At 58.7% G+C, this 26,385-nt stretch carries 17 protein-coding genes; 6 read left to right on the top strand and 11 right to left on the bottom strand.

What is annotated here, in order from left to right; all coding sequences use genetic code 11:
• Window positions 1-55: 55 nt before the first annotated feature.
• From ACFOTD_RS11880 to ACFOTD_RS11865, 4 genes are all read right to left on the bottom strand, one after another.
• Entirely contained in the window at window positions 56-1,948 is a 1,893-nt protein-coding gene (locus ACFOTD_RS11880) for an LTA synthase family protein (protein WP_378118906.1), read from the bottom strand.
• 458 nt (window positions 1,949-2,406) lie between these two features.
• Window positions 2,407-3,726 (bottom strand): ABC transporter substrate-binding protein, encoded by a 1,320-nt coding sequence (locus ACFOTD_RS11875; protein WP_378118904.1) that lies wholly within the window; start codon window positions 3,724-3,726, stop codon window positions 2,407-2,409.
• Window positions 3,727-3,848: 122 nt separating this feature from the next.
• Window positions 3,849-4,688, bottom strand: coding sequence for a carbohydrate ABC transporter permease (locus ACFOTD_RS11870; protein ID WP_378118902.1), 840 nt, complete (start codon window positions 4,686-4,688; stop codon window positions 3,849-3,851).
• Complete coding sequence (locus tag ACFOTD_RS11865; RefSeq protein ID WP_378118900.1) at window positions 4,688-5,578, bottom strand: carbohydrate ABC transporter permease; 891 nt, start codon at window positions 5,576-5,578, stop codon at window positions 4,688-4,690. Before ACFOTD_RS11865 ends, ACFOTD_RS11870 begins: the two co-directional genes overlap by 1 nt.
• Before the next feature lie 107 nt (window positions 5,579-5,685).
• On the opposite strand from ACFOTD_RS11865, the gene ACFOTD_RS11860 reads away from it, so the two are divergent.
• The gene (locus tag ACFOTD_RS11860) at window positions 5,686-7,644 is read left to right on the top strand and encodes a cache domain-containing sensor histidine kinase (protein ID WP_378118898.1); all 1,959 of its coding nucleotides are present in this window, start codon (window positions 5,686-5,688) and stop codon (window positions 7,642-7,644) included.
• Window positions 7,641-9,299, top strand: coding sequence for a response regulator (locus ACFOTD_RS11855; RefSeq protein ID WP_378118896.1), 1,659 nt, complete (start codon window positions 7,641-7,643; stop codon window positions 9,297-9,299). The genes ACFOTD_RS11860 and ACFOTD_RS11855 overlap by 4 nt, the downstream gene beginning before the upstream one ends.
• Window positions 9,300-9,739: 440 nt before the next feature.
• Here the strand turns inward: ACFOTD_RS11855 and ACFOTD_RS11850 are convergent, their stop codons facing one another.
• From ACFOTD_RS11850 to ACFOTD_RS11835, 4 genes are all read right to left on the bottom strand, one after another.
• A complete protein-coding gene (locus tag ACFOTD_RS11850) occupies window positions 9,740-15,766 on the bottom strand; it encodes an alpha-amylase family glycosyl hydrolase (RefSeq protein ID WP_378118894.1) in 6,027 nt (2,008 codons plus the stop codon).
• A gap of 337 nt (window positions 15,767-16,103) precedes the next feature.
• Window positions 16,104-16,988 carry a carbohydrate ABC transporter permease gene (locus ACFOTD_RS11845; protein WP_378118892.1) on the bottom strand — a complete coding sequence of 295 codons (885 nt, stop codon included), beginning with the start codon at window positions 16,986-16,988 and terminating at the stop codon, window positions 16,104-16,106.
• Between the two features lie 12 nt (window positions 16,989-17,000).
• Window positions 17,001-17,951 carry an ABC transporter permease gene (locus ACFOTD_RS11840; protein ID WP_378118890.1) on the bottom strand — a complete coding sequence of 317 codons (951 nt, stop codon included), beginning with the start codon at window positions 17,949-17,951 and terminating at the stop codon, window positions 17,001-17,003.
• 80 nt (window positions 17,952-18,031) lie between these two features.
• On the bottom strand, window positions 18,032-19,684 hold the full coding sequence (locus ACFOTD_RS11835; protein ID WP_378118888.1) for an extracellular solute-binding protein: 1,653 nt from the start codon (window positions 19,682-19,684) through the stop codon (window positions 18,032-18,034).
• A gap of 288 nt (window positions 19,685-19,972) precedes the next feature.
• On the opposite strand from ACFOTD_RS11835, the gene ACFOTD_RS11830 reads away from it, so the two are divergent.
• The gene (locus ACFOTD_RS11830; protein ID WP_378118886.1) at window positions 19,973-20,845 is read left to right on the top strand and encodes a helix-turn-helix domain-containing protein; all 873 of its coding nucleotides are present in this window, start codon (window positions 19,973-19,975) and stop codon (window positions 20,843-20,845) included.
• Between the two features lie 125 nt (window positions 20,846-20,970).
• Here ACFOTD_RS11830 and ACFOTD_RS11825 read toward each other — a convergent pair whose 3' ends face one another.
• Window positions 20,971-22,365, bottom strand: coding sequence for a hypothetical protein (locus tag ACFOTD_RS11825; protein WP_378119142.1), 1,395 nt, complete (start codon window positions 22,363-22,365; stop codon window positions 20,971-20,973).
• 150 nt (window positions 22,366-22,515) lie between these two features.
• Complete coding sequence (locus tag ACFOTD_RS11820) at window positions 22,516-24,051, bottom strand: hypothetical protein (protein ID WP_378118884.1); 1,536 nt, start codon at window positions 24,049-24,051, stop codon at window positions 22,516-22,518.
• 166 nt (window positions 24,052-24,217) lie between these two features.
• Here ACFOTD_RS11820 and ACFOTD_RS11815 point away from each other — a divergent pair, with 166 nt between their 5' ends.
• The 3 genes from ACFOTD_RS11815 (at window position 24,218) to ACFOTD_RS11805 (ending at window position 26,027) form a co-directional block, all read left to right on the top strand.
• Window positions 24,218-24,436: a hypothetical protein gene (locus ACFOTD_RS11815; protein WP_378118882.1), complete on the top strand. Its 219-nt coding sequence runs from the start codon at window positions 24,218-24,220 to the stop codon at window positions 24,434-24,436.
• A gap of 67 nt (window positions 24,437-24,503) precedes the next feature.
• Complete coding sequence (locus ACFOTD_RS11810; protein ID WP_378118880.1) at window positions 24,504-25,019, top strand: L,D-transpeptidase; 516 nt, start codon at window positions 24,504-24,506, stop codon at window positions 25,017-25,019.
• 189 nt (window positions 25,020-25,208) lie between these two features.
• Entirely contained in the window at window positions 25,209-26,027 is an 819-nt protein-coding gene (locus ACFOTD_RS11805; protein WP_378118878.1) for a hypothetical protein, read from the top strand.
• A gap of 111 nt (window positions 26,028-26,138) precedes the next feature.
• Here ACFOTD_RS11805 and ACFOTD_RS11800 read toward each other — a convergent pair whose 3' ends face one another.
• The gene (locus tag ACFOTD_RS11800; protein WP_090118053.1) at window positions 26,139-26,342 is read right to left on the bottom strand and encodes a cold-shock protein; all 204 of its coding nucleotides are present in this window, start codon (window positions 26,340-26,342) and stop codon (window positions 26,139-26,141) included.
• Window positions 26,343-26,385 lie beyond the last annotated feature (43 nt).

Here is a 26,385-nt window from a genome sequence, read left to right as displayed (position 1 = left end):
GAACGGACGGGGAAGTACGGGTTTTCCCCGTCTTCTCCGTCCGTCGATGCGAATGTCATTTCGAGTCGGCGCCCGATACAGGACCGCCGTCCAGCGGCAGCCCGGGCAGCTGCTCGACGTAGCTGTCCGACATGTTCAGGAGGCGAAGCGCCGCGTTGTACTGCGCCTCCGTCGAGCCGTCCGCGCTAATGCTGTTGTCCTTGACATTGTAATTGGTGCCGTCCTCGAATCCGACGCCCGGCAGGAACACCGAGGTATCGTTGACGAACGAGCCGGTCGGCAGGAAGTGCCGCATAGGCAGCAGGTTGCTCGTGCGGTTCAAGAGATCCTCGCCAAAGTGGATCTGATCCTTGGTGGACACGCCCAGCAGGTTGGCGACCGTCGGCAGAACGTCGATCTGACCGCCCGTCTGCTCGAGCGTCTTGGAATACGTGACGCCCGGCGCGTGGACGATAAACGGAATGTTGAACATATCCGTATAACCGTACTCGCGGCCGAAAATACCTTGCATCAGTCCCTTTTCCTTGTTGTCCAGCGAGTACAGCGGCAGGCCCTGGTGGTCGCCGTAGAACACGATGACGCTGTCGTCCCACAGGCCGCTGGACTTCAGTTGTTCAAGGAATTGACCCATCGCATAGTCGGCATAGTTCTGAGCCAAAATATAATTGCCGACCAGCGTGCCGTTGTACGCCTCGGGCAACTTAATCTTGTCCTTGGCTTCGGGAATCTTGTAAGGATGATGCGCGCTCATCGAGATGACCATGGCGTAAAACGGCTTATCCTCCGCGTCCATCTTGGCGAGCTCCGGCACCGTCTTGGCGTAAAGCACTTCGTCGGAAGCGCCGAACGCGATATGGTCGTCGTCGCCGTAGAACGCTTGATCGTAATATTTGTCGAAGCCGATCGCCTTGTACAGCATCGAGCGATTCCAGAAATCTACGCTGTTCGTATGGAACGTCGCCGTATTGTAGCCGTTGGACGACATCAGCCGCGGCAGGCTCGGCAGCGCCTTATCCATATAGTCCGAAGACGTGGCCGCTTCGTGATGCGGCACATAGAGCGACGTATTGACGACGAACTCGGCGTCGGACGTCGTGCCCTGACCGACGTTGGTATAGAAGTTGTTGAAGTAGAAATCGCCGGCTGCCAGCTTGTTGATGTTAGGCGTGATCTCTTGACCGTCGATCGTAAGGCCGATCAGGAAGTTCTGGAACGATTCCATCTGAACGACGATCAGGTTCTTGCCCTTGGCAGCAGCCCAAAGCGCAGGATTCGCAGTCTGCTCTCCGCCCTTGAGCGCGTCAATCGACGGTTGATTGATTTCCTTCATGTCGATAACTTCTTCATGCACCGTGCTGTCCGCGAAAATCGTGTAAACCTCGTAATTGAGGATGCCCATGCCTTCTGCTTTTTTATTCTCGTTCATGCTGGCGTGGTTCGGCCAGATGTTAAAGATGCAGAGCGCGGCAGATACGATAAACGTCGCAAGCAGCGCGGTGCGGTTTACCTTGCGCATGCCGATGTTCGTGAACCGGGCGATATACTTGGGCCGGACCATGTAGAAAGCGAAAATGATGATATCGATAAAGATCAGCAGGTAGTACGGATCCAGCAGCGAATAGGTGCTCTCCCCGACCTTGGTCACCTTGTCGGCCTGCTCCAGCGCGTGGTACGTAACGATAACGCCGTAGTATTTGTAATACATGAGAACGGCGAAGTAGAGCAAGGTGATCGACAAGTTGGCGATCATGTAGTAGAGCACCTTGCGCTTGGACGCGAACCACTCGATCAAACAGAAGACGATCAAAATGAACGGAATCTCGGTCAGCACCGTCGCCCAGGACGGGCCGTCGTCGAAAATGACGAACCAAGCCAAGGCGCCCTTTAAGAGCAATATCATTGAAAACCATAGGATCGGCTTGGACTTAATTGCATTCCATAGTCGCATCTTCAGCACTCTCCCTCTTGCAGCATAGCCGTATTTTCAGACAGTATCCATGCGCGCACTAGTGTATTTTTGTAATCGGTCTGTAAACAACGTTTCTAATTATGCCTCGAATGCGGCGGCATGTCAAAAGACATAAGCCGCGAAAAAAGCTTAAAATCCGGCTTCTTGAGCGTTCTTCCCGGCCAAATCGAGCCGAAATGCCTCCATTGAATGGGAATAAATTGAAAAGGTCCGAAATAAATAGGACCTTCCCCTTACTTCTACTTAACATTACCCGTTCTCGGGCTTCCCTACCTTAAACGAAACAAGGATGGACATGGTTCCGTTCCGCTTCCTTAAATGTAGTTAAAATTGTTTTTAATAAGCGGACGCACATGCGAAAAGGCTCCACGGAAGGTTTCCCTCCCATGAAGCCCCGATCTCGCGGACAACCTGTTTCTACTATAGTAATAGAAGCTTTATTTGCTCACGATATCTTTGACGGCCTTGTCGAACTTGTCGAACAGCTGATCCTTGTTAATGGAGCCGCCTTGATATTCCTGCATCGCAGCGCCCCAGCCCTGGATGACGCCGTCCGGGTACCGGCCCCAGTTCCAGCCGCCGGCTTCCTTCGCCTGCTCGGATACGGCCGCGCCGAGCTGTCCGATATCCTCCTGCGTCGCGGGAATCGTGACGAGCGCGGGGATAAACTTGAATTCCTTGGTGATGTAACTCTTGCCCGTCTCGGAGGTGACCATCCACGCCAGGAATTTCTTCGCTTCTTCGGCGTTTTTGGACTTGCTGTTGACGATCCAGAAGTTCGCGGGACCGGTGTAGATATGCGCCTTGCCGCTGTCGTCGATCGGGATCGGCAGCATGCCCAGGTTCAGCTTGGCGACCTTGTCGATATCGCCCTGGATCCAGTTGCCTTGCTGGATCATCGCGGCTTTGCCGCTCGCGAACGTGGCGACTTGGGTGGCATAATCTGTCGTCAGCTTATCCTTCTGGGAATACTTGAAGACGAGATCGACGTAGTTGATCCATTTCTCGAATACGGCGTTGCCTTTAAAGGATGCGGTACCCTTCTTGTTGTCGTCGATGAACTGGATCGGGTCCGGCTGCTCGGAGAGACCGACGTTAATCGTATGATGGCCGATCGACCACCATTCGTTCGTCGTGGAGAACGGCGTGATGCCGGCGTCCTGCAGCTTCTTAGCAGCGGCCTCGAGTTCTGTCAGCGTCTTCGGCAGCTCGGTGATGCCTGCCTGGGTGAACAGGTCCTTGTTATATACGATGCCATATCCCTCGATATTCATCGGCATGCCCAGCAGCTTGCCGTCGACGCGGGCCGGCGCCGCAGCGGAATTGACGACGTCGCTTGCCCAGGATTCGCCCGACAGGTCCGTCGCGCGGTCGTAGTAGGGCTCAAGCGCCGCATAGCCTTCGGAATTGAAAATCTCGGGCTCGGAGCCCGAAGCGATCTCCGCCTTGAGCAGCGCGTTGTAATCTTCGCCGCCGCCGTGCGTTTCCACGTCGACCTTGACGCCCGTCTCCTTCTCGTACTGCTCGGCCATTTTGTTCATCGCGTCCGCGATCTCGACCTTAAACTGGAACACCTTGATCGTGACGTCCTTCTTGGGCGCGTCCGAGGATGGCGCGGCGGACGATGCCGGCGCGGAAGACGCGTTGCTAGGCGCAGCGGTTGAAGAGGCCGGCGAAGCGTTGTTGTTGTTATTGCCGCAGCCTGCGGCGACCGTCAGGAGCGAAGCGATCAAGATGCCTGCGGAGATGCGTTTCATTTGGAATGACCTCCCGTATATTCATTGTTCTGGCTACAGGTCGAGTATAGTGGAGAAAACGTTTGCACAAAACCGACGATGTTGATATCAAAAGTGTAACATATTGACCCCGGTTCCTAATTCTAGCCTTTGACCGAGCCCGAGGTGATCCCTTCGACGATGTGCTTCTGCAGCAGCAGGAAGAGCACGACGATCGGCGTGACGCTCATGGCGAGTCCGGCGAGCGCAAGATCCCACTGCTTGGTATATTGTCCAAAAAACCGCGTGACGGCGAGCGGAATCGTCGTCAGGTCTTTGTTCGAGCCGATGACGAGCACCGGCAGCAGGTAATCGTTCCAGATCCAGAGCGTATTCAGGATGACGACCGTGACGGCGATCGGCTTGAGCAGCGGGAAGACGATCCGCCAGAACACGCCGTACGGCGAGCAGCCGTCCATGACCGCGGCCTCCTCGATCTCGAGCGGCACGCCCTTGATGAAGCCATGGAACAAAAACACCGACAGCGCGAGGCCGAAGCCAAGGTAACAAACGACGATGCCGAGCAAGTCGCCGCGCAGCTCCAGGATGCTCGTCACGCGCACGAGCTGCAGCATGACCGACTGGAACGGGATGATCATCGACGAGATGAACGCAAGGAACAGCAGGTTATTGAAGCGCGTCGGCCTGCGGACGAGCCGGTAAGCGGTCATCGAGCTGATCGTCACGATACCGGCGACGCTGATCGCCGTGATGACGACGGAATTGCGCAGCGCGGTCGGGAAGCGGATCATGTCCCATACCCGCGAGTAGTTCGTGAACTTATAGACCTCCGGCAGCGATGCCGCGTCGACGAGAATCTCGCCGAGCGTCTTGAGCGAATTCACGAGCACGAAGTAAAAAGGAGCGAGAAACAGCAGCGCCAGCAATATCGCGAAGACTTCGATGCCGGCGAGTCTGTAGCGCAGCGAGCGTTCGCGGTTCATCAGGCCTCCACCTCCTTGCGCTTGGTGAGCCATACCTGCGTCACCGCGATGAGCGAGACGGCCAGGAAGAACAGCATCGCCTTCGCCGTGCCTAGGCCGTAGCGGTTGTTGACCAGCGCCTCCGCATAGATGTTGTAGGCGAGCGACTGCGTCGAGGTGCCGGGACCGCCCTTGGTGAGCGACAGGTTCAGGTCGAACATCTTGAAGGCGTTGGAGATAGTGAGGAACAAGCACACCGTGACGGCCGGCATGATGAGCGGAAGCGTGACCTTGCGGATGCTCTGCCAGTAGCCCGCGCCGTCGATGGTCGCCGCCTCGAGCATATCCTTGGGCACGCCGGTCAGCGCAGCGATATAGATGACCATCATGTAGCCCGCCGACTGCCAGACGAAGACGATGACGAGCCCCCAGAAGCCGGTGCCCGCCGTCCCGAGCCAGGGCTGTTCGAAGAAGGACCAGCCGGTCATTTCCCCGATCGTCTTGAAGCCCTTGGTGAAAATGAACTGCCAGATGTAGCCCAGCAGGATGCCGCCGATTACGTTCGGCACGAAAAAGACCGTCCGCAGCAAGTTGCGGGTCTTCAGCGCCCGCGTCAGCATCAACGCCAGCAGAAACGCCAGCAGGTTCGACGCCAGCACCGTAACCGCCGTGAAGCGGAGCGTGAAGCCGAAGGCCGCCCAAAATTTGTCGTCGCGCATGAAAATGCGGTTTAAATTGTCCATGCCCGTCCACTGCGCCTTGTTCAGGTCGAGGCCGTTCCATTCGGTGAACGAGTAGTAGAAGCCGAGCAGAAACGGCACGAGCACGATGATCGAGAACACGATCAGACCCGGTCCCACGAATACGAACTGCTGCAGCCACTCTCCGGATTTTCCGCCGCGTTTGGTCATGAGGCACACTCCCTTTCCGTTATGTAAAATATAAAGCGATATTGCGGCATGGACCACCGATAGATATGATGGGTTTGGTGTAATATATTGACCTCGGGGGAACCGTCTTGAAAAAAAGCATCCGCACGAAGCTGATGGCGCTGCTCCTCGCGGCCACCATCGTCCCGATGGCGCTGTCCATGATCATCTCGGATTTTTATATCAAAAACCAGGTGACCGGCAAGGCGATCGCGGAAAATCGCAGCCTCCTCGAGGTTGGCAAAGATAATATACTGAACTACATGAACACGCTCAACCGCAATTCGTTAAGCGTTTACAACTCGATCAATTCGCCCACCTCTCTGTATGCCATCATCGAGCGCTTCACGGCGCCCGGCGCGGATGCGGAGGCCGCGGACCTCCTTTATCGCACGACGATCTACCAGCACCTGCTGAACATGTACCAGTCGAACAAAGAGATCCACCAGATCCACCTGCAAATCGGACGCGGCGAGGATAGCTGGTCTTATCTGCTGGCGCGGGGCCTGTTCCGCAGCGGACGGGAAGCGGACGGCGGCTGGCCCGCCGGGCGGGCGGACGACCCGGTGCCGTTCATGGAGCCGGCCCACAAGAGCGCGAGCTACGCGCTCGATTCGCGGCGATCCGTGTCCGCCCAGGACGTGATCACGCTCAGGAGACCGATCATCCGCACACCAAGCGACAAGGTCATCGGCTACCTGTCGATCGACGTCCTGCTGAGCGAGCTCAGCGACATATGCGGGCGACTCGCGCTGTCGAAGGAGGAACGGCTGTACGTGCTCGACCGGGGCGGCCATGCCGTATGCGGAGCGGAGATCGAAAACGGCAACCTGCTCCAAGACGAAGGCTGGGCGCGCAGGCTGCTGTCGGAAGCCGGCGGCAGCGGCGACTTCAAATGGTCGGATTCGGCCTTTTCCGGCTATGTTGTCTACGACACGCTGCAGACGCAATTCATGGACTGGATCGTCGTGAAGCAGCTTCCCTACTCGTACCTGTACCAGAACGCCCAGGGCATTCGCCTGATCAATTCGCTGATCATCGCGCTGTCCCTGATCGTGGCCGTGATTGCGACCTTGATCGTATCCGTCCAGTTCACCAGTCCGATCAAGAAGCTGATCGCGCGCATGAATCTGGTCCAGGCGGGCAAATGGAGCGCGGGCGCCGAAGCGGGCTTCGCTCACCGCAGCGACGAGTTTGGCGTGCTGGAGAGGCGCTTCGGCACGATGGTATCGACGATCGAGGAGCTGATCAACCGGGAGTACAAGCTCGCCCTCGCGAACAAGACGAACCAGCTGAAGGCGATGCAGGCCCAGATCAACCCCCATTTTCTGAACAACGCGCTGCAATCCATCGGCACGCTTGCGCTGCAGTCGAACGCGCCCAAGGTTTACGGCCTCATCGCGGCCATGGCCCGGATGATGCGCTACAGCATGAACACCGAGGAGACGGTCGTGCCCCTCTCCGCCGAGCTTGCCCACGCCAAGGCTTATCTGGAGCTGCAGAAGCAGCGGTTCGGCGAGGATCTGGATGTGTTCTACGAGGTCGATCCCGAGACGATGGACATTGCCGTGCCGAAAATGCTGCTCCAGCCGCTCGTCGAGAATTACTTCAAGCACGGCTACGAGCCCGGTGCGGGCGACGGCGGAGGAGCTGGAATAAGCGGAGGAACCGGCGGCAACAGGGGCCTTAATACCGATCGCGCCAAGCTGTTAATACGCGCTTGGCTGGAGGGCGAGCGCGAGTGGCTGCGCGTCGAGACCGCGGACAACGGCAGAGGCATGGAAGCGGGACAGCTTAAAGGTTTGCGGGCCCGCTTGAACCGCGACGGCGGGGAAGACGGCACGGGCGGGCAGATCGGGCTGGCCAACGTCCACATGCGTCTTCGCTTGTATTTTGGCGAAGAGGCGGGGATGACGGTGGACGCTGCGCCGGGAGGCGGATTCAAGGCCACGCTCCGGATCCCGCTGCTGCGGACGCCGATCGCGGAAGAGATGCCGGCCGAAACGAAACAGCTCCCGACAGACGCTCAAGAGGAGGAACCAAGATGAAAGTTGTCATCGTAGACGACGAACGCCACGTACGAGAAGCCGTCCGGCTGCTCGTCGATTGGGAAGCGCTCGGCGTTTCCGAGATACACGAAGCCGCCAACGGCGAGGAAGCGGCGGCGCTCATCGAGCGCGTGCGTCCGGGCATTGTCGTCACCGACATGATGATGCCGGTGCAGGGCGGGCTCGACCTGCTTGCCTGGCTCCAGGCGCAGCGGCCCGAGATTCAGAAGATCGTCATCAGCGGCCACGACGACTTTCACCTCGTGCGCGGCACGATGCAGCACGGCGGGCAAGATTATCTGCTTAAGCCGATCGATCCAGAGCAATTGACCGGCGCGCTCGAACGCGCTACCGCCCGGTGGCATGCCCAGGATCGATCCCGCAAGGACGAGCTGGCGCGCAGCATGGAGATCAACCAGATGCGCCCGGTCATGCGCGACCGCATCTTCTCCGACTTGCTCGGCGGCGGCGATTCCAACGGACACGCGCAGCTCGCGCTTCAGGGGGAGCCGGTGTTCCGCCAGGCTTCCTCATGCCTCGTCGCCGTCCTCGACCTGGACTCGGCCTCCTCCGAGGTTGCGGGGCGGTACGCCCGCAACCGGGATCTGCTGTATTTCACGCTGACCAACATCGCGGACGAAGTGCTGCGGCGCGGCGATCGCGGCATCGCCTGCCGGAACCTCCGGTCGGAGAACGAGATTCTCCTTTTCTTTTGGATCGCTCCCGGCGCGGCAACCCGCATCGACGCGGCGGTGAAGACGCTGCTGTCCGAGATCAACGAATGCTGCTTCCTCACGCTCAAGTGCCGTTTCGACTTCGGCATCGGCACGGAGCAGCCATTCCCCAAGGGAGCGGCGAATTCGTACCAGACGGCCAAGGCCGCGCTGCGGGACCGCGATCTGCTGGCGGAGCGGGACTATTATTATCGCTGCGACGCGGCTGCAATCCGCGGCTCCGCCGCGACGCCCCGTTTCGAAGATTACGAAGAGAGTCTGCGTCTCGCCGTCCTGAGCGGATCGGACAGGCAGATCCGGGATGCCGTCGGCCGCTGCATCGCCGAGATGCGCCGCATGCCCCGGATCAGCAGCGAACAGTTCGAGCGTTGGCGGGCGGCCTTCACCGAGATGCTGCAGCGATGGCGCGAAGCGGATGCCGGGCAAGCAGACGGCCAGCCGGGAGAGCGTTCACCCGCCGAGAGCACGGAAAAGCTCCCGCTTCCGACCGGCGCTCTGCCGCTGGACGCGCGCGGCCGGCTCGATCTGGACGGCCTGGAAACCGCCTTTCGCGAATTTCTGACCGCTTGGTCGCAAGGCAGATCGGCCGCGAGCCAGCAGACGCAGAGCGCGATTCCCGCCGTCGTCCGCTATATCGAGCAGCATTACAACAAAGAGCTCACCCTGCAGGATATCGCCAGCCAGTTTTATTTAAGCCGGGAGTACATCTCCCGCAGGTTCAAGCAAGAGACCGGAGAGAATCTCATCGACTTCCTCTGCCGCATCCGCATCGACAAGGCCAAGCTGCTCCTGGAGAGCCCGAGTTTCAAGATCTCCCAGGTTGCCGAGATGGTCGGCTATCAGGACGAAAAATATTTCAGCAAAGTATTCAAAAAACTCACGGGGCTGTCCCCGAATCAATATCGCAAAAATAACGCCTAATCCGCCGTAAGCTGACGGGGCGCAAGCGCAGGCTTGTTCCCCGGCGCCCGGCACGACAATACCACCCTTTCGCCGCATATAGTCACCGCCGACTGTTGATCCTCGTGCATACTTTGCCGTCCTATCCCCGCACCCCGCCGATTGTTGATCTACGTGCATACTTTGCCGTCTTCTCCCCCCGCTCCCCGCCGACTGTTGATCCTCGTGCATACTTTGTCGCCCTATTTCCCCCTTCGAAGATCCGCCCCCATAATGCGCCAATGAACATCAGTCCGGCACATTTGAACGATATCCCCTTGGGTCAGGAGAGCATGAAAAGAAAGCTCCACGATCATATCGCTCCTTATTCCTGAGGGAAGGGGATATCGATCAAACGGACAAAAAGCCCTTTGCGCGCCGGGACGTCTCCCGTCAGCAAAGGGCTTGCATTCAAAACGTGCCTACAGGCCGAGCAGCCTGTAGAGCGCTTGCGCGCTCTCGGCGCGGGTCAGGCCCGACTTCGCGCCGAAGACATGGCCGTCGCGACCGGACAGCAGGCCCAGTCCGGCTGCGCGGCCAATCGCCTCGGCGGCCCAGGCGCTGAAGCCGGATGCGTCCGCGAACGGTTCCGCAGTCGCAGCGGACGCGCGATCCGCGCCGGCAGCGCCTGCATAGTCGTAGGCTCGCATGAGCATGACGGCCATCTCCTCGCGCGTAATGCCTTCGTTCGGCGCGAATGCGCTCGCGCTTCGGCCGCTCACGATGCCCGCCTCGGCTGCCGCCGATACGGCGTCTTCGTACCAGGCGCCCGATGCGACATCGGCGAACGGCGCCTTCTTCTGCGGCGCCGCGAGTCCGAGCGCGCGGCTCAGCATCGCGGCGAACTCGGCGCGCGTGACGCCTCTCGCCGGTTCGTAGCGCGATGCGTCCGCGCCGTTCACGACCTGCTTCGCCGCGAGCGACCTGACGGCCGTCCACGCCCAGTGTCCCGACGGAACGTCCGTAAACGCTGCGTCAATCTGCAGCAGCGCGTACTTGCTGAAATGCGTGACGGATGCCGTCAGCACGCCGTCATCGGACCACGTCCCGCGTACGTATTCCAGCTTGCCGTCGTCATCGACGTAATACAAGCCCGCTACGGCGCGGTCCGCATTCGCGTCTGCACGGATCGACAGCTTCACCGGCGGCGATAGCTCATGCACGACGCGGCTCTTCCCGTCGTCGCCGATGACGGAGAGGGCAAAATCGTATACCTCGCCGACGAGTCGGACATCGCGTCCCTCCCGCTCCGCCTTCGCGATCAGCGCGTCGGCTTGCGAAGCGCCAAGCGGCGCGATGTCGAGCGCCAGCTGCGCCGCCTTGTCGCCAGAGCCGGCCGCCTGCGACAGCAGCCCGGCCGGCACCGACACCGACAAGCCTTCCTTAACGAGCGTCAGAACGCCCGTTTTCAGCAGTTCGCCCGTGTTGGCCGGGAGCAAAATGCGCGTCGCGCCTGCCGGAATCTCGATCTTCACAACGCCCGCGGCATCCGGCACTAGCTTGTCGGCCGGGATCCGAAGCTCCGCCGGTGCGGAAGTCGGCGCCGGCGTTGGCGTCGGCCCGTTGTTTACGGGCGTCGGCTCAGGAGACGGAGATGTTGAAGGCTCAGGCGATGGCGACTCCGTGCCGCCTCCTGTCCGCGTGATCTCGAGCTTGATGGTCTTCGTCGCCTGCGAGGCTCTGCCCTTGTCCGTATAGAACGGCAGATTAAGCGTCTCGGCCGTCGGCTCGATATGGAGCGTGAATACGTTCTTGCCCTGTGCGAGCGGGATATCGTTCACCAGGACATTGCCGTAAGCGTCCATCGCGCCCTCCGAGATTGGCTGGCCGTTGATCGTGAACGCCACGCCGTACGGCACTGCCGCGCGCAGCGCGAAGCTGGCGTCCGTCGTCGAGTAGGCGATGTCTTCGCCGTATGATTTGCGCGGCTGGTAGATCGCCACCGGCATATCGACCCAGCGCAGCACGTAGTCGTCGACGATCATTTTGTTGCCGCCCTGATTCGCGATCTTGAGCTGCATGTTGGTATCGGTCGAGCTGTACGCCCAGTTGCCCGGGTCGGTCGTATCGTTCTGCAGCCGGCTATGGCTCGTGAACGCCTCCTTGTTCCAATCGCCGCGGGCGTACTTGTACTGCATTGCTTTGCCTGCCATCATCTTGAAGGAATACTCCACGACCTCCCGCGTCGTAGCGCCGCTCGGCACGAGCAGCTTGGTCGACGATACGTTCCAGCCGTTGAAGTCGCCGGCGATCGTGATGTCGTCCGTCGTCGGCGTGTAATCAGGCAGATGCAGCCTCAGCGTCACGTCGATCATGACAAGTCTCGGCGTCACCGACTGCGGCTCCGAGTACGCACGATTATAAGCTTGGTCGTAGGCAGCAACCTTGTAGGTGTAGGTGGTATCGTTGTTCACGGTGAAGTCGGTGTACGTGCGCACGTCCTTCGCCACCGTCGCGATCTTGCGGTACACAACGTCCGTCACGGACTGGCGATAAATCTCGAAGCCCGCGACCGATGCGTCTTCCGACGTCCAGGCCAGACTCGCGCGCCCGGACTCCTGGAGCAGGCCGTCCAGGACCGGTGCGTCCGGCGCCTCCAGATCGTCGTCCGACTGGAGCACATTCACTTCATTCTCGTCGGAGCGCGTCCAGGTCTCCTCATTATCCGACGAAAAAGCCGCAAAATAACGATAGGTGCCCGCTGCGGTCGGCTCGAAGGATGCGCGATACACCTTGGCCGCCCCCGCGTCCTCCTTGTATCTCAACGATACGCCGATCGCATCCGCCGAGTCTCCGTTTTCCGGATAATAGAACAGCTTGCCCGGCAGACTCGGCGCCGCCTTGCCTGCATAGGCTGCATTGTCCGTCAGCCCCGGTACCGTCACTTCGACTGTGATGCCTTCGATTTTTTTGCCGACGCCCGCATAGACGACGCCTGCCACCGAGGACGGCACGGATACCGATTGAATCGGATAAAAAGGCGTCGCGGATGCCATGGTGCCGATTAAGCTCTCCGACTGGCCGGCGTAGGCGGTAACCGCGTAATAATACTTGGTCGCGTTTACGATGCCGGTCCGGTCCGCAAAAGCAAGCATACCTGCCTCGACCTCGCCGACCCGCGTCAGCGCGCCGCCCTCGATGAGCGCGCGATATACGCGGTATCCTGCCGCGCCTGGAACCGCCTGCCAACCGAGATCGACCTTGCCGTTGCCGGCGGCGGCGGTCACGCCCTGAACCTCGGCGACCGTGCCCAGATCGCCTGTCGATACCATCATGACGCCGGACAGCGCCGGCAGCGTCAGTCTGAGCTTGCCGTTTTGCACCGTCGCTTCGATCGCGCCGCCCAGCTCATCCTTCAGCTTGAGTCCGTCCGGCAGGAAGCCGGTGACGTCCGCTTCGAACTCGCGTGCCGTATCGGCGCGGTTGATCGCCACCAAGCCGCCCTTGGAAGCCGTCTTGCGCGCATAAGCGATGACGTCGCCGTCCGCATAAGCCGTCTTCAGGTCGCCCGTGCTGAATACGTCGTTGGCGTGGCGCACGGCTGCCGCTTGCTGATACATGCCGAACAGCTCCGAATAACGGCCTGTGGCCGCATACGCGCCCCCGCTCTCTTTCACGCGCTCCCACGGGAACGTCCGTCTCGAATCCGGGTCCTTGGTGCCGGTCATTCCCACTTCGTCGCCATAATAGATCGTCGGCGCGCCGGGATAGCCCAGCTGGAACAGCGCGACGAGCGCCTGCTGCTTCAGCGCCTTGTCGGACGCCTCCGGCGCGATGATCAGATGCTCCTCCTCGTAGGAAGGGAAGTCGAGCTTCGTTATCGAGCGGGTCGTATCGTGGGAATCCATCAGGTTCAGCATGACCTGCCAGGCTTCCTTCGGGTAGTCCTCGCGGATCGACTCGAGCGTCTCGTTAAACGCTTTGGCGTCCCCGCCGATCATGAACGTCTGGAGCGCGCCGCGGAAGCGATAGTTCATGACCGAGTCGAACTGATCGCCCAACAGGTACGGCGTCGCGACGTTCCATTCCTCGCCGAGGATGATCGGCTCGTCGATCGCATCTCCGCTCGCGTCCTTCAAGCCGGCCGTGGATTTGACCGCCTCCCTGAACTTCTTCCACGTGCCTGCGGACACGTCCGGCGCCACGTCGAGCCGCCAACCGCTCGTCCCCATCCACACCCAGCGCTGGGAAACGACGTTTTGCATGGCCGCCTCAGCGTCCGCCTCGCTCTTGCCCGCGAGGTCATGGCCGATGACCTCCTCGCGATAGGCGACATTGTTCCACTCGTGCGCCTCCTGCGGTCCGCCGATCGCCTCTGCGTCGCCGGCTTGCGGCGTCACGGCGTCCATTGCCGGCAGCGAGTCATAGCCCCACCAGGCGTCGTACTTGTAGTGGGTGTTCGTACCGTCGCGATCCGGAACCTTCTCGTTCTCGATCGTGAACCAGGTCGTGTACGCGAAGTCTTCCGGATACTTGTAGTTCGCGCCCGTCTTCGGATTTTTTTGGCTCGTATAATAGGCCTGCGCCTCGCTCTTCGCCTGATCCAGCGCCTTGCCCGGCGCGGCGTTCGCAATGTCGTATACTTTGGCCCAGTACTCGTACGCGCCGATCTCCGGATACTTCTCGTAGCGGTCGAAATAAACCGAGTCGTCGCCCACGTGATTAAACACGCCGTCGCCGATAATACGGATGCCCTGCGCCTTCGCGGCCTTGGCGAAGTCGATGAAGACTTTGTCCGATGCGACGCGCGTCGCCTCGTAGTTCAGGCCGGACGCCGGGTCGCCCGGCGTATTGTACACCGGCTCGCCGAACATCGGATCGAGATGCTTGTAGTCCGTCGCATCGTACTTGTGGTTGGACGCGGCCCACGCGATCGGATTGAAGTAGATCGTGTTGACGCCGATCGACTTGAGATAGCCGAGCTTTTGCTGCACGCCCTGCAGGTCCCCGCCGTAAAATTCGTTCGTCCAGACGCCGTCCGTCTTCGCGCCCGGATAATACGGCTGGTTCTCCGGCTTGACGCGGTCCGGATTTTCCGGCACGTCGCTCCAGTCGCCGGCCACTTGCCCTGGGGCCGGCTCGTTGGCGACGCCGCCGTCGAAGTACTGCAGCTTGTAGGACTCGATGGCGTCCGTATCGTCCGATTCGGACCGGTTGCCGCGATAGCCGTCCACAACCTTCGCGCGGTTGTTGGTCTCGTCCCCGTCGAAGAACCGGTCCGGGAAAATCTGATAGACGACCGCTTCCTTCATCCAGTCCGGCGTATGATAGTCCGCGCTGTACACGGTCAGGTCGAACGGCACTGCGCCTTCGTCGGACACGACGCCGCTGCCGCCGCGCGCGATGTTCCCGTTTTTGTCGTCTCCCAATTCGACCTTCGCCGCGCCGTCGATCAGGATGAACTTGTAGCCCCATACGCCGATCGGCGTAAACGTCCGGGCCGGGATGACGGCCTCGAAGTAGTCGCTGCCCGACACCGAGGTCGTCTTGCGCATATCGAAGGTTCTCGCCATTCCTTCGCCGTCGGTCAGCTCCACCCTCGCGAGCTGGACATCGTCCTTGGAGGCTGCGACGCGAAGCGTCAGATCCTCCGTTCCCTCCTTGATGGCGCCGAACGGCTTCTTGAAGGTCAGGGAACGGCTGTCGAACCGGATGCCCGATTTGTCGACCTTGCCGTCGAAGCCGCCGCTTTGGAGCACGTTTTTGGCGCCGAGCTGCCGGTTCTGGCCATTGTAATCGATGGTGAAAACCGTATAGGCTTCGTCCGGGATATCCAACGCCAGATTGCCTCCGCCGTCGCCGTAGCTCTCGTCCCAGTTCGGCCCGAACGCGACCTTGGCCTCGTACCGCCCTTGCGGGATGGTCGCCTGGTACTTGTATATGCTGCCGTCGAAGTTGTAGTCCACGAAGCGCAGCGCCGAAGCAGACGGCGACCAATCTGCCGATTCGCCGAGCGCCGTCTGCAAGCTGCCGACGAGCCTCGGCCATTTGTCGTCTCCGAGCGAGGCCGTATATTGCGGCAGCCCCGAGACGCCGGCCGCCGTAACGCGTGCCTGGCCGATCTCTTCGTTGACGTAGAAATTCACCTTGGTCTCCTCGTCAAGCGTCAGCGAAAAGTTGTTGCCTCCATTGCTGAAACCGTCCCAGGTTCCATTCTTGGCCAGCTTGAATTCATGCGTTCCTGCAGGCAATACCGTCGAAAACGCATAAAATCCGCCGACAAGGTGCTTCATTTTGCCTGCGGAGGTCGCAGGCTTCTCGTTCCAATCGGTGAACGAGCCCGCTACGACCCATTGGCTCTCGCCCCCCGGCTGATCCGCGAATGCGTCGGCCACAATGGCAGCGCTTGCATAATGCACTGCGCCGATCCCTGCGAACAGCTGTAACGCCAATAATCCTGCGATAATGAGTGCGACCTGCCTGCGAATGCGGCTCCAAGTCCTTGACATAATCTTAACGATCCCTCCAATGCCGAGTTTTAAATTTGTCCGCAAACCCGGCGCAAGACAAAGGCGAAGATCCCCGTTTATGCGATGTATGCCGCCAATGTTGCGCAAACGTTTGCATTACTTGTCATGAAAATAGCATATCATCAGGCGGAAAAGACTGTCAACGCCAAATGTAAGCGCTATTCCAAAATGAGAAGCAACATAGCCTTTGTGCAAAATTTGCACAAAAAGCACTTTCCCCGTCCCGCTGCCCCTCCGCTCAGAAAAAAGAGGCCGCCACAAAGGGCCGCCTCTCCATTTAACGATCATACCGGGCATGGGCCCTGAACATTATTGCCTATCCCTTTACGCTGCCAAGCTTGATTCCGCTGACAAAATACTTTTGCAAAAAAGGATAGACAAGCAAAATCGGAACCGCGGCCACGACCATTTGCGCCGCCTTGACGGAGCGATCGTTCAGCTGCGCGAGACGCTGCGCGTCCGTAGCCGACATCGTCTGGAAGTCGAACTTGACGACGATCGTCTGCAGGTAGCTTTGCAGCGGATAATGCGCGGCGTCCCGCATGTAAATCAGGCCGTCGAACCAGGCGTTCCAATGCCCGACGACGCAGAATAGCGTGATTGTCGCGATCGCCGGCGTGGAGATCGGCACATAGATCTGCCACAGCGTGCGCCAGTGGCCGGCGCCGTCGATCATCGCCGCGTCCTCCAACTCCTCGGGCACCTGCCTGAAGAAGTTCAGCATCAGGATCAGGTTGAACACGGTAACCGCGCCTGGAAGTATAAGCGCCCAGAGCGTGTCCATGATTCCGATCTCCTTGATCAAGATGTAAGTCGGAATCAGGCCGCCGTTGAACAGCATCGTGAAGAAAAAAATCCAAACGTACAGCGTTCTGGCGCGCAGCTTCTCCCCCGACATCGACAGCGGATAGGCGAGCAGAATGACGAGCAGCACGTTGACTATCGTGCCGAGCGCCGCTCGTTGAAGCGTGACGCCGAACGCCCTCCAAAAGGCGCTTCGCTCCAGCACGTAGGCGTACGGCTCCCAAGTAAAGCGCACCGGCCACAACGTGACCAAGCCGCCGGATACGGCGGCGTTGTCGCTGAACGACAAGGCGATTACGTGAATGAGCGGCAGCAGACACAGGATGGCCGTCAGGCTGAGCAGCACGTAGTTGAACACGCTAAATATTTTCTGACCGCGAGTTTGTCTGAGCAGCAATGCGATTCCCTCCTAGAAAAGGCGGTACTTGAACAGCCGGTAAGCAACCAGATAGGATGTCGAAATCAAGATGAAGGATACGAGAGACTTAAGCAATCCTACGGCGGTAGAAGGACCGAATTGCGTCTGCTGCAGCCCCATCCGGTAAACCATCGTATCGACGATGTCGCCGGATTCGTATACCTGAGGACTGTACAAATTAAAAATCTGATCGAAGCCGGCGTCGAGTACGGTTCCGAGACTTAGCACCATCAGCAGCACGATGATCATATGCATGCCGGGAAGCGTCACATGCCAGGTCTGCTTCCAGCGCCCCGCCCCGTCGGCAGCCGCCGCCTCGTACAACGAAGGATCGATGCTCGTAATGGCGGCCAGATAAATAATCGTGTTGAAGCCGAAGGTCTTCCAGATATCCGAGACGACCATCGTGTAAGGGAACCAGGCATTTTCGCCCAGGAAAAAAATCGGTCCTACGCCGATCCAGCCGAGGAACTTGTTGACGATCCCCGTGGACGGAGACAAGATATCGATCAAGATTCCGCCCAGAATAATCCACGACAGGAAGTAAGGGAAATAAATGATCGTCTGCGTCGTGCGCTTGAAAAACACGTTGCGAACTTCGTTGAGCAGCAACGCGAAGGCGATCGGCACGACCAGGCCGGCTACGATCTTGAGCGCGGCGATCCGCAGCGTATTCCACACGACCTGCCAGATCGTCGGCATGGAGAAGACATAGTCGAAATTATCCAGACCTACCCATTCCTGCCCGCCGAACAAGCCCTTGAGCGGAATGAAGTTCTGGAAGGCGATCGTGACGCCGACCATCGGAACGTACGAAAAGATTAAAATCAGGACGAGACCCGGGAGCAGCATAAAATGAAGCGGCATCTCGCGTTTTGTCTTGTAGCCGAATCTGAATGACCGTCTCCCCCCGTTGCCTAAGGCCGGTGTTGGCTTGCTCATCCTTCCCGCCTCCTCTCGATGAATAGAAGCAAGCGCCGCAGGTAAAGCCGGCGCTTGCTGGTATGGGACTGCCGCATTTCTTAGCTGCCCAGCTCCGCGTTGACCTCTTGCGTAACCTTGTCTCCGCCCAGCTTGTTCCATTCGGCCACCATCTTGTCGAAGCCCTGATCGGCGTCCGTCTTACCCATGATAATGGCGGTCAGCGTCGTGATAATCAGCTCGTCCATGGAGCTGCCGCGCGTGATCTGCGTCGGCGTCGGCGCGCCCAGATACGCGTTCCACACGATTTGGTCCGGATACGATTGATCCACGTAAGCGAACGGCGTATCCTTCGGTCCGAACATCATCTCGAACGTCCACATGCCGGATTTGATGTTCGCGTAGAAGCCGGCTGCCGTGCCGCCCAGGCTGTCCGTCGTTCCGTTTTCGATGGCCGCCTTGATCTCCTGATGCGCCTTAAGGTCGATCATCGGGTCCAGCGTGTAGATCGGAGACATCTGCCAGATGTTCTCTACGCCGTTCTCCCCGTAATACTTGCTGAATTCAGCATCTTTTCCGAACAGCGCTTCCACGTAAACATTGAACATCTTGATGAGATTCTCCGGATTCTTCGTTCCCTTCTTGACCGCGACATAGCTGTCCTTGCCGATCGTAAGGGACACCTTGGTCGGGCTGCCGTCTTTGGAGGGAAGCGGCACGACGATCCACTTGGCGTTCGGGTCGTTCTGAATCGTCTTGTCGATCGTAAACGCCGACCAGTGCGGTCCGTAGAACATGCCTGTCTTGCCGGAGACGACCGACTCCATCGACTTGGCGTTATCCTTGGTGCCGAACTCCTTGTCGATGACGCCTTCCTTGTACATCGTCTGAAGCATGGCGAGCGGTTCCTTCATCTCGCTCTGAACGAAGCCCCGCACCGCTTTGCCGTCCTTTTCCACCCACATGTCGGGCGAAGGATTCGCGCCGAATCCCCAGAAGAAGCCCTTCATATTTTCGCGGAATGCGTTGTCGATCTGCAGTCCGAACGTATCGGGCTTGCCGTTGCCGTCCGGATCCTGGTCTTTGAACGCCTTCGCGATCTTGTAGACGTCGTCCATCGTTTTCGGACGCTCGAGCCCGAGCTTCGTCAGCCAATCTTCGCGTATCCAGAGGTGGTTGTAGCCGTTCGTGGACGGCATTTTAAGCGGAATGGCATAGATTTTTCCGTCTTTGGTGACCGGCTCGAATACGCGTGCCGTCTCCGCCTCAATAATGCTCTTGAGCAGCTCTGATCCGTATTGCTTGTAGGCGTCGGTGAGATCCTCCAGCGCGCCCGCATCCATCAGCTGCTTCATATCGGCTTCGCTTGTGACATTAAACATGTCCGGCAAGTCGTTGGAGGCCATCGCCAGCTTGAACTGCTGATCATAGGTCGGACTGGCAGTGACCATCTTGTAATCTACGGAAATATTCAGCTTCTCCTTGAAAAGGCGGGTCCAGCGGTTATCTGCGAACGTCTCCCCCGTTTGCGACTCCAGCAGCTTGATCGGATCGTTGTTCGGATCGATATTGCGCCCGAACGTATAGGTGATAGGACTGCTGTTCGCGCTTTCCGACGATGCCGTCTGCGCCGAGCCGCTTGACGCTGCGGCACCGGTTTGTTTATTTTCCGAATTATCCGAGGATTTCGAACAAGCTGCAACGCCAAAAGCCATCATGACCGCCATACCGCTTAGAGCCCATTTTTTTCTCATTTTTATCCCCTTTCTTTGTTTGCGACGCGATAAATAACACCTGTTATGCGAAATTGAGCGGCAAAGGTGCAGGATCCTTATTCCCGACCGCTCCGGAATGCGCTTACATGACCGTCACTTCGCCTTGTTCGTCTGCAGCTTTATGTTAGCCGATGAGCACCGGGTTCGTATTTAGCGGATATCGCACAATATTAGAAGTTGTCAGTCAGGTCGAAGCTTGGTAAGCTTAAGGCGTTTCCCGTCCGCTTGCACAATACTGTAATCGTCATCAAACGGAGGTGGAAGCTCATGCTCATCAGGGAACACGGAACGCTGAAGCTGCAGTCCGCGGGCGCCGGCGGCGTTCATCCTTATCATGAAATTCTGTATATCGATTCCGGCGAATCCGAGCTCCAGTGGATGGGCAGATGCTACAAGCTCTCCTCCCCTGTGCTGCTTGTCATTCCAGCGCATACGCCGCATTGGCTCACGCCTTGCGCGTCCGGCGTCAGCGGATGGTATATGGAGGCCGATATCCAGCAGGAGCTGCTCCCCGGCTACGAGGTGATCCTCCAGTGGAACCAGATGCAGAGCGGCACCACGGAACGCATCGCCTGGTCGCAGCCATTGGTGGCGGGCGTGTCCGGCGTCACCTCGGTTATCGCGTCCTATGAAGCCGGAGAGCTGAATTCGCGTACCGTCCATCAGCTGCTCGAATGCGATATTCGCAAGCTGATCCTGCTCGTTCGCAGCGCGGTCGCCGTATCCGCGCACTCGGCGTCGCCTCCGGACTGCAGCCCGGCTTCCCAACCCGTCGAGCGTCACTTATACCCCCTGCTTCGTTATATGGAGCGGTTCTATACGGACAATATCACCATTGAAGACCTCTCGCAGATGTGCAACCTGACGCCATCCTATGTCATCCGGTTATTCAAGCAGACCTTCGGCGCGACGCCGATCCAATACTTGCAGGAGCTGCGGCTCAAGGCTGCGATCAGCTATCTGGGCTCGACCGATTTGCCCGTACAGCAAATTGCCGAGCTGACCGGCTTCTCCAATCTCCATTACTTCAGCAGAATGTTTAAAATGAAGGTCGGCGAGAGTCCCTCCACCTGGAGGAAACGAACGTCCGCTCACGATCCATTGCTGCCGATCGCGCAAGGGTACGATTCCTGGCACTAGAGAGCCGTCTTGCCCCCTGCGGCGACCGGCTCGCGCGCGGCTCGCGCGCGGCTCCGCGCACCAATAGGCCCCGAGTGCCGTTTATCCGGCACTCGGGGCCTATTAGCAGCCTGTTCTAAAACCAATCAGACGAGAAAAATGGCAACGAGCGTCGTGACGGCAAGCCCGACCAGCACCGGGACCAGATTACGCCGAGCCAGCTCGAAAGGGCTGACGCCGCAGATTGCGGCAGCCGGGATAAGCGCCCACGGTATAATCGTGCCGCCCCCTACCCAGATCGCAGCCACCTGGCCGAGCGCCGTCAGCGTATCGGTGCCGCCGACGGAAGCGCCGAACATTCTTGCGATGGAGCCGGCCAGCGAGATTCCCGAGAAGCCCGAGCCGTCTAGCCCCGTAATTGCGCCCACGACGGTCAGCGTCACCGAGCTCACCGCGCCGTTCAACGGCACCGTGTTCGCAAGCGCAACGCCAAGATCGTTCACGATGCCGTGCGAGCCTTCCGGCAGCTTGCCGATCAGGTCGGCAAACGCCGAATCCCCGAGGTAGAAAAACGCTGCGATCGGTATGACGGGGCCGAACACGCGGAAGCCGAACTGCAGACCCTCGATGAGATAATCCGTCGTCGCTTCAAGCCCCCGGTCGCCATGCGCCAGCAGCGTTACGGCGATGAGGATCAGCACGGCCGTGCCGCCGATGAGCGCCGTGGCATCGCCGCCTTGCAGCTTAAAAACGATCATGGCGCCGACGTCAGCCAAAAACAGCAGCGGAATAATCGCTGCAAGCGCCCGCTTGAGCGCAGGCGCCATCGGAATCGCGCCGCTCTTCCCGCCGGAGTCGCCGGCGGGTGCCTCCGCGACCAATCCGTCGCGGAAGGTGCCGCGCTTCAAGTCCCTCCGCATCAGCCAGAACGCCGTCGCCGTCGTGACGATACCCATCACCGCGACGAGCGGTATGCTTGCCTCCATGACCTGCGCCACCGGCAGGCCGGCCGCATCCGCCGTCAGCTTCGGCGCCCCCTGAATAATATAGTCTCCGGACAGCGCGATGCCGTGTCCAAACAAGTTCATCGCCATCGCCGCCCCAAGCGCCGGAAGTCCCACCCTGACGGCGACCGGCAGCAGAACCGCGCCGATCAGCGCAACGCCGGGCGATGGCCAGAAAAACCACGACGTGACCATCATGATGATCCCGATTCCCCAATAAGCCATCGCGGGCGTCCGGATGAACCGCGTTAGCGGTGCGACCATTATTTCGTTAATCCCCGTACGGATTAGAATACGGCTCATCGAGACGATGACGGAGATGATCAGGATCGTGCCGATCAGCTCTTTAATCGCGTAAATAAAGCTATTGAATATGCCCGATACCGAACTGCCGAGACTGTCAGTCGCGATCAGGCCCAGCGCGAGAATGCCCAGCACGCAAACCATCATCGTATCGCGGCGCATGACAAGCATCGCCATGATAAATAAAATAAAAGCCAGATACACCCAGTGCAAGGATGTCAGGGCTATCTCCAATCTAATCACCCTCTGCCTCTCCCCGAAGACTGCTACATTCTATGCGGAGAGGCGGGCGGGCGTTCGTCCCGGTGCGCCGGTCGAGAACCTGAGGGAATGGGATATCTTTCAAATACGGCAAAAAGCCCTTGCGTGGTTCTCCACGAAAGGCTAGCCTTGACTTGAATACGGTGCGTAATGCTGAATTCGGCGCCGTAGATCCATCCACAGCAGCCAAAACATCCAAGCGAGCAGCAGCGCGTTGCCCGCGGCTACCCATAAGTGAGAAGCGGTGAGGACATTGCTCGGTTCTCGCGAAAAGCCGAAAGCACCTGAGGCATCGCCTCGAGGTTGACCGCCGCCCCGGCCAGGGATACCGCCGGTGCCGAATCCCGCATCGCCCCTGCCTCCGAACCCGCCCCGGCCGCCGCCGAACCTTCCTCCCATACCGTCTTGACCAAACCCGCCGCCTCCGTGCCGCATGACGACGAGCAAATTGATCAGCGTCGTAATCGAGAGCCCGACCCCGCCTGCAGCCCATCGGCGATCGTGCAGCACGGCCATCAGCGCGAAGACCAATGCCGGTATGCCGTAGCGTTCGTGTATTTCGGTCGGCAGCATAAAAAAAGCAAAATTAACCGCCGCCCCCGCGCGAAGCAGCACCGCCTCCACCTCGTGACGACGTCTCATCGCCGCCTCTTCTTTTTCGCCACCGTCTCTTTGTTCGCCCTGCTCGTTAATGTCGGATTCAACAGCCCCCTTCGGGTGGCCCTGCCCCGGAACGTTCAGTCTAACAAGCGCCAGCACGGTGTATGCGCACAAGAGCAAGACCGCCGCCGCAAACAACGCCAAGCCTGCTGCGCGGTAAGTGATGCCCCCGACAAAAGCGGTCGTATCCTGAACGGCGGGGCCGACGCCGAATATACCTGACCAAATATTCATGGCATTAACGGTTACCCCCGTAAAAGACCCGACCGCATCACCGTATGCTTGCGTCATCATCGTACCTATCGCCCCATGCGCACTAAAGTATACGAGCGCGACCAGCAGCGGCAGGCAGAAGCCGATGAGCCACATCGCCGTCGCGCGAAAATTCTTCCACCGAATCGCAGAAACCAGCAGATACATGCCCAGAATAGGCAACACCGTCACGGCCTGGAATTTGGTTAGCAAAGCCAAGGCAAAGCAAAGACCGCTGACCTCCGGGCGACGGGGTGCCCATATCACGGCGGCCGCCATCAGCATCGAATGGAGCATGTCCACTTGTCCCCAAACGGCCCCGCCGGCGATTAATGCCGGATTCAATGCAATGAGCGCCAATACGCCCAGTCCCATGTATACGTTCGCCCGCTTGCGCACCCATAAGGCGACGAAAACCATCGACGCCATATCGATGGCAACGAGCACCATTTTAAACGACAACGCCCCCGACTCCGGCGCCTGACCGAACCATTCGACCATTCGCGTATAACCGCCTAATATGAAGAGGAATAAAGGCGGGTAATTGATATTTCCGTTCCCGAGATACGCCCCTGCCAATCCGTCGCGGACGACAGCCTCCCCCCATTGCACGAACAGCCGCTGATCGGAGAGGAAGCCGCCGTAGCGATCTGCCAACACGATGCGCAGGACTATGCCTGCCAGCACAAGACCCGCCGCATACCAGCCGATGCGCCCCAGCCTTGCCTCAACGCTTTTCGCGACCATAAACACTCACGTCCCCGCAGTCCGTTTGGCGTCCATCATGACATAATTTCCTGAAGAACGCGTGAACGGTTCCTGTACGTTCGCTGAATCAAGCGCGGATAACCCTGGATTTACGCCTTCCTCAGCATTATGATGGATAGAGCGGGTCCAAGAAAGGGGTACACCAATGTCAATCAACCGCAGGCTGTTTACGGACGCGGATTTCCAAGAGGCGATGGAGCGTCAGCTTCGCATGCGCGTATTCAAAGACGACCATATCGTGGACAGCGGCGGCGTCATCCTTCGCTTCGACGACAACACAGTGGTCATTCAGTCCAGCGTCAGCGAACTGGCCTATCACAATAGGCGAGACTGCGAATTTTTCGAATTGAAGCGGAGAACCTGAGCTCATCCAACCATATTCGCCTCCTCTCGCGCATATCCATTGGGAACAGCGCAAGGAGGCGATTCAAATGAAAAAAGCTTATTTGGCATTGCTCGGTCTGTTCGTTTGCTTGACCTGTCTGATTCCGCTGGGTACCGCATCCGCAGCATCCGCCAGCCAGATCAAGCTGGACGCAAAGTACAGCGGCTACGAAAACTTCATCGTCATCGACAAGTCGCTCAATAAGCTGGCTTACTTCAAGGAAGGCAAGCTCGTTAAAACCTTCCCGGTAGCGACCGGCGCCAAGCCTTCGTACACGCCCGAAGGCCTTTTTGTCATTCAGGAGAAAATTAAAAACCGGCCTTACTACAAGGAAAAAATCAAAGGCGGCGATCCTAAAAACCCGTTGGGGGATCGCTGGTTTGGCCTCAAAGTACCGCTTAAGAACGGGAATGTCTCCTACGCATACGGCATTCACGGCACGAACAATGAAAAGTCGATCGGCAAATACGTATCGTCCGGCTGCATCAGAATGCACAACAAGGACGTCCGCTGGCTGTACGATGAGGTTCCGAGTAAAACGCTGGTACTCATCCAAAAGTAATCTGACGCCTCGCCAATACAGGAATGTACGTTCCCCAAAAAGGATTGACTTTCACCTTCGTTTCCGTGTATATTGAACGAACAGATTATTTATCATCCGACAGGGGAAGCACCCGTGAGCCAAGGCTATAGCCTTGCTTGCTGGTGCTTTTTTGCTGTCCAATCAACCTTTTATGGGAGGAAATTCGAAATGCGATGGGGATTGGGATGTAAATTGGCGTTGGCAGCGCTGGTGACGTGGTTCGCTATATTGCCAGGCGTATCGGAAGCCGCTTCGTTCACGTTCTCAACGGCGGCCAAGACCGCTTACGACAAGATGAATGCAGCGGCAGAACCGGAACTGCGCACCAAGATTGTGACTCAATACGATGCGCTCAGATCGCTGGAGGCCAAGGGAGATCAGACGGACGAAGCGACCGCCGCCCTGCACGACCGCAACGAACAGCAGTTGAAGACGGCCAAGCAGCGGATCAAAGACATCGACGCGGCCGAGATCGCCAAGTTGGACGGTCAGGTCAAGGCTGCGCAGGCTAAGTACAAACCGCTGTTCGACGGCTATACCGCACTCAACAAACGGATCGAAGCGGCACGAAAACTGAAAAACAAAGATTTGAACGCGGCCCTCAAGCTTCAAGCCGATATCATGAAGATTACGGTTCAACTCGCGCGCGACGATATCCGGGCCAAGCAAGACAAGCTCAAGCTCGCTAAAAGCGCAGCTGCCGTTAAGTCCAAGCGAGCCAAGGAGCCTCTGGCATCAATCGACGGACTAAAGACGCGGATTCAAGCGGAGAAAAAAGCGGCATCGGCAGCGAAGCAGGCAGGTAAGACCCTATGGAGCAGCTTTAATGCGTCTGCGAAAAAGAATGCGCCTCGCGACGCCTCAAGCGATCTCGCGAGCCTGCTTAAATTGGCCGGCCAGATCAACGAAGCCAAGCAGAATCAACTCGCTCTGGAGCAAAAGATCTCGGAGGCTATCGCGCGTGCCTCGTCGCTCGCTGCAGCCTGAGCGCGCACGGGAATGAGGCAAGATGTTGAAGTTCGTCCATGAACGCACAAAAGCCCGGCCAATGGCCGGGCTTTGCTATTTAAGGGCGTTGCCGCCGCTTAAAATTCTAGATTACAGCTTTACAACGTTTTCAGCTTGCGGACCGCGGTTGCCTTGAACAACGTTGAATTCAACGCGTTGGCCTTCGTCAAGCGTCTTGAAGCCTTCGCCGACGATTGCGGAGAAGTGAACGAATACGTCGTTGCCGCCTTCAACTTCGATGAAACCGAAGCCTTTTTCTGCGTTGAACCACTTAACTGTTCCTTGTTGAGCCATTTGGTATTACCTCCAAAAAAATGTTTTTTCTACATGACCTTTA

Source organism: Cohnella sp. GCM10012308, assembly GCF_042649185.1.
In the GTDB taxonomy this organism is placed as follows: domain Bacteria; phylum Bacillota; class Bacilli; order Paenibacillales; family Paenibacillaceae; genus Cohnella.
This window is presented reverse-complemented; position numbering and strand designations above follow the sequence as displayed.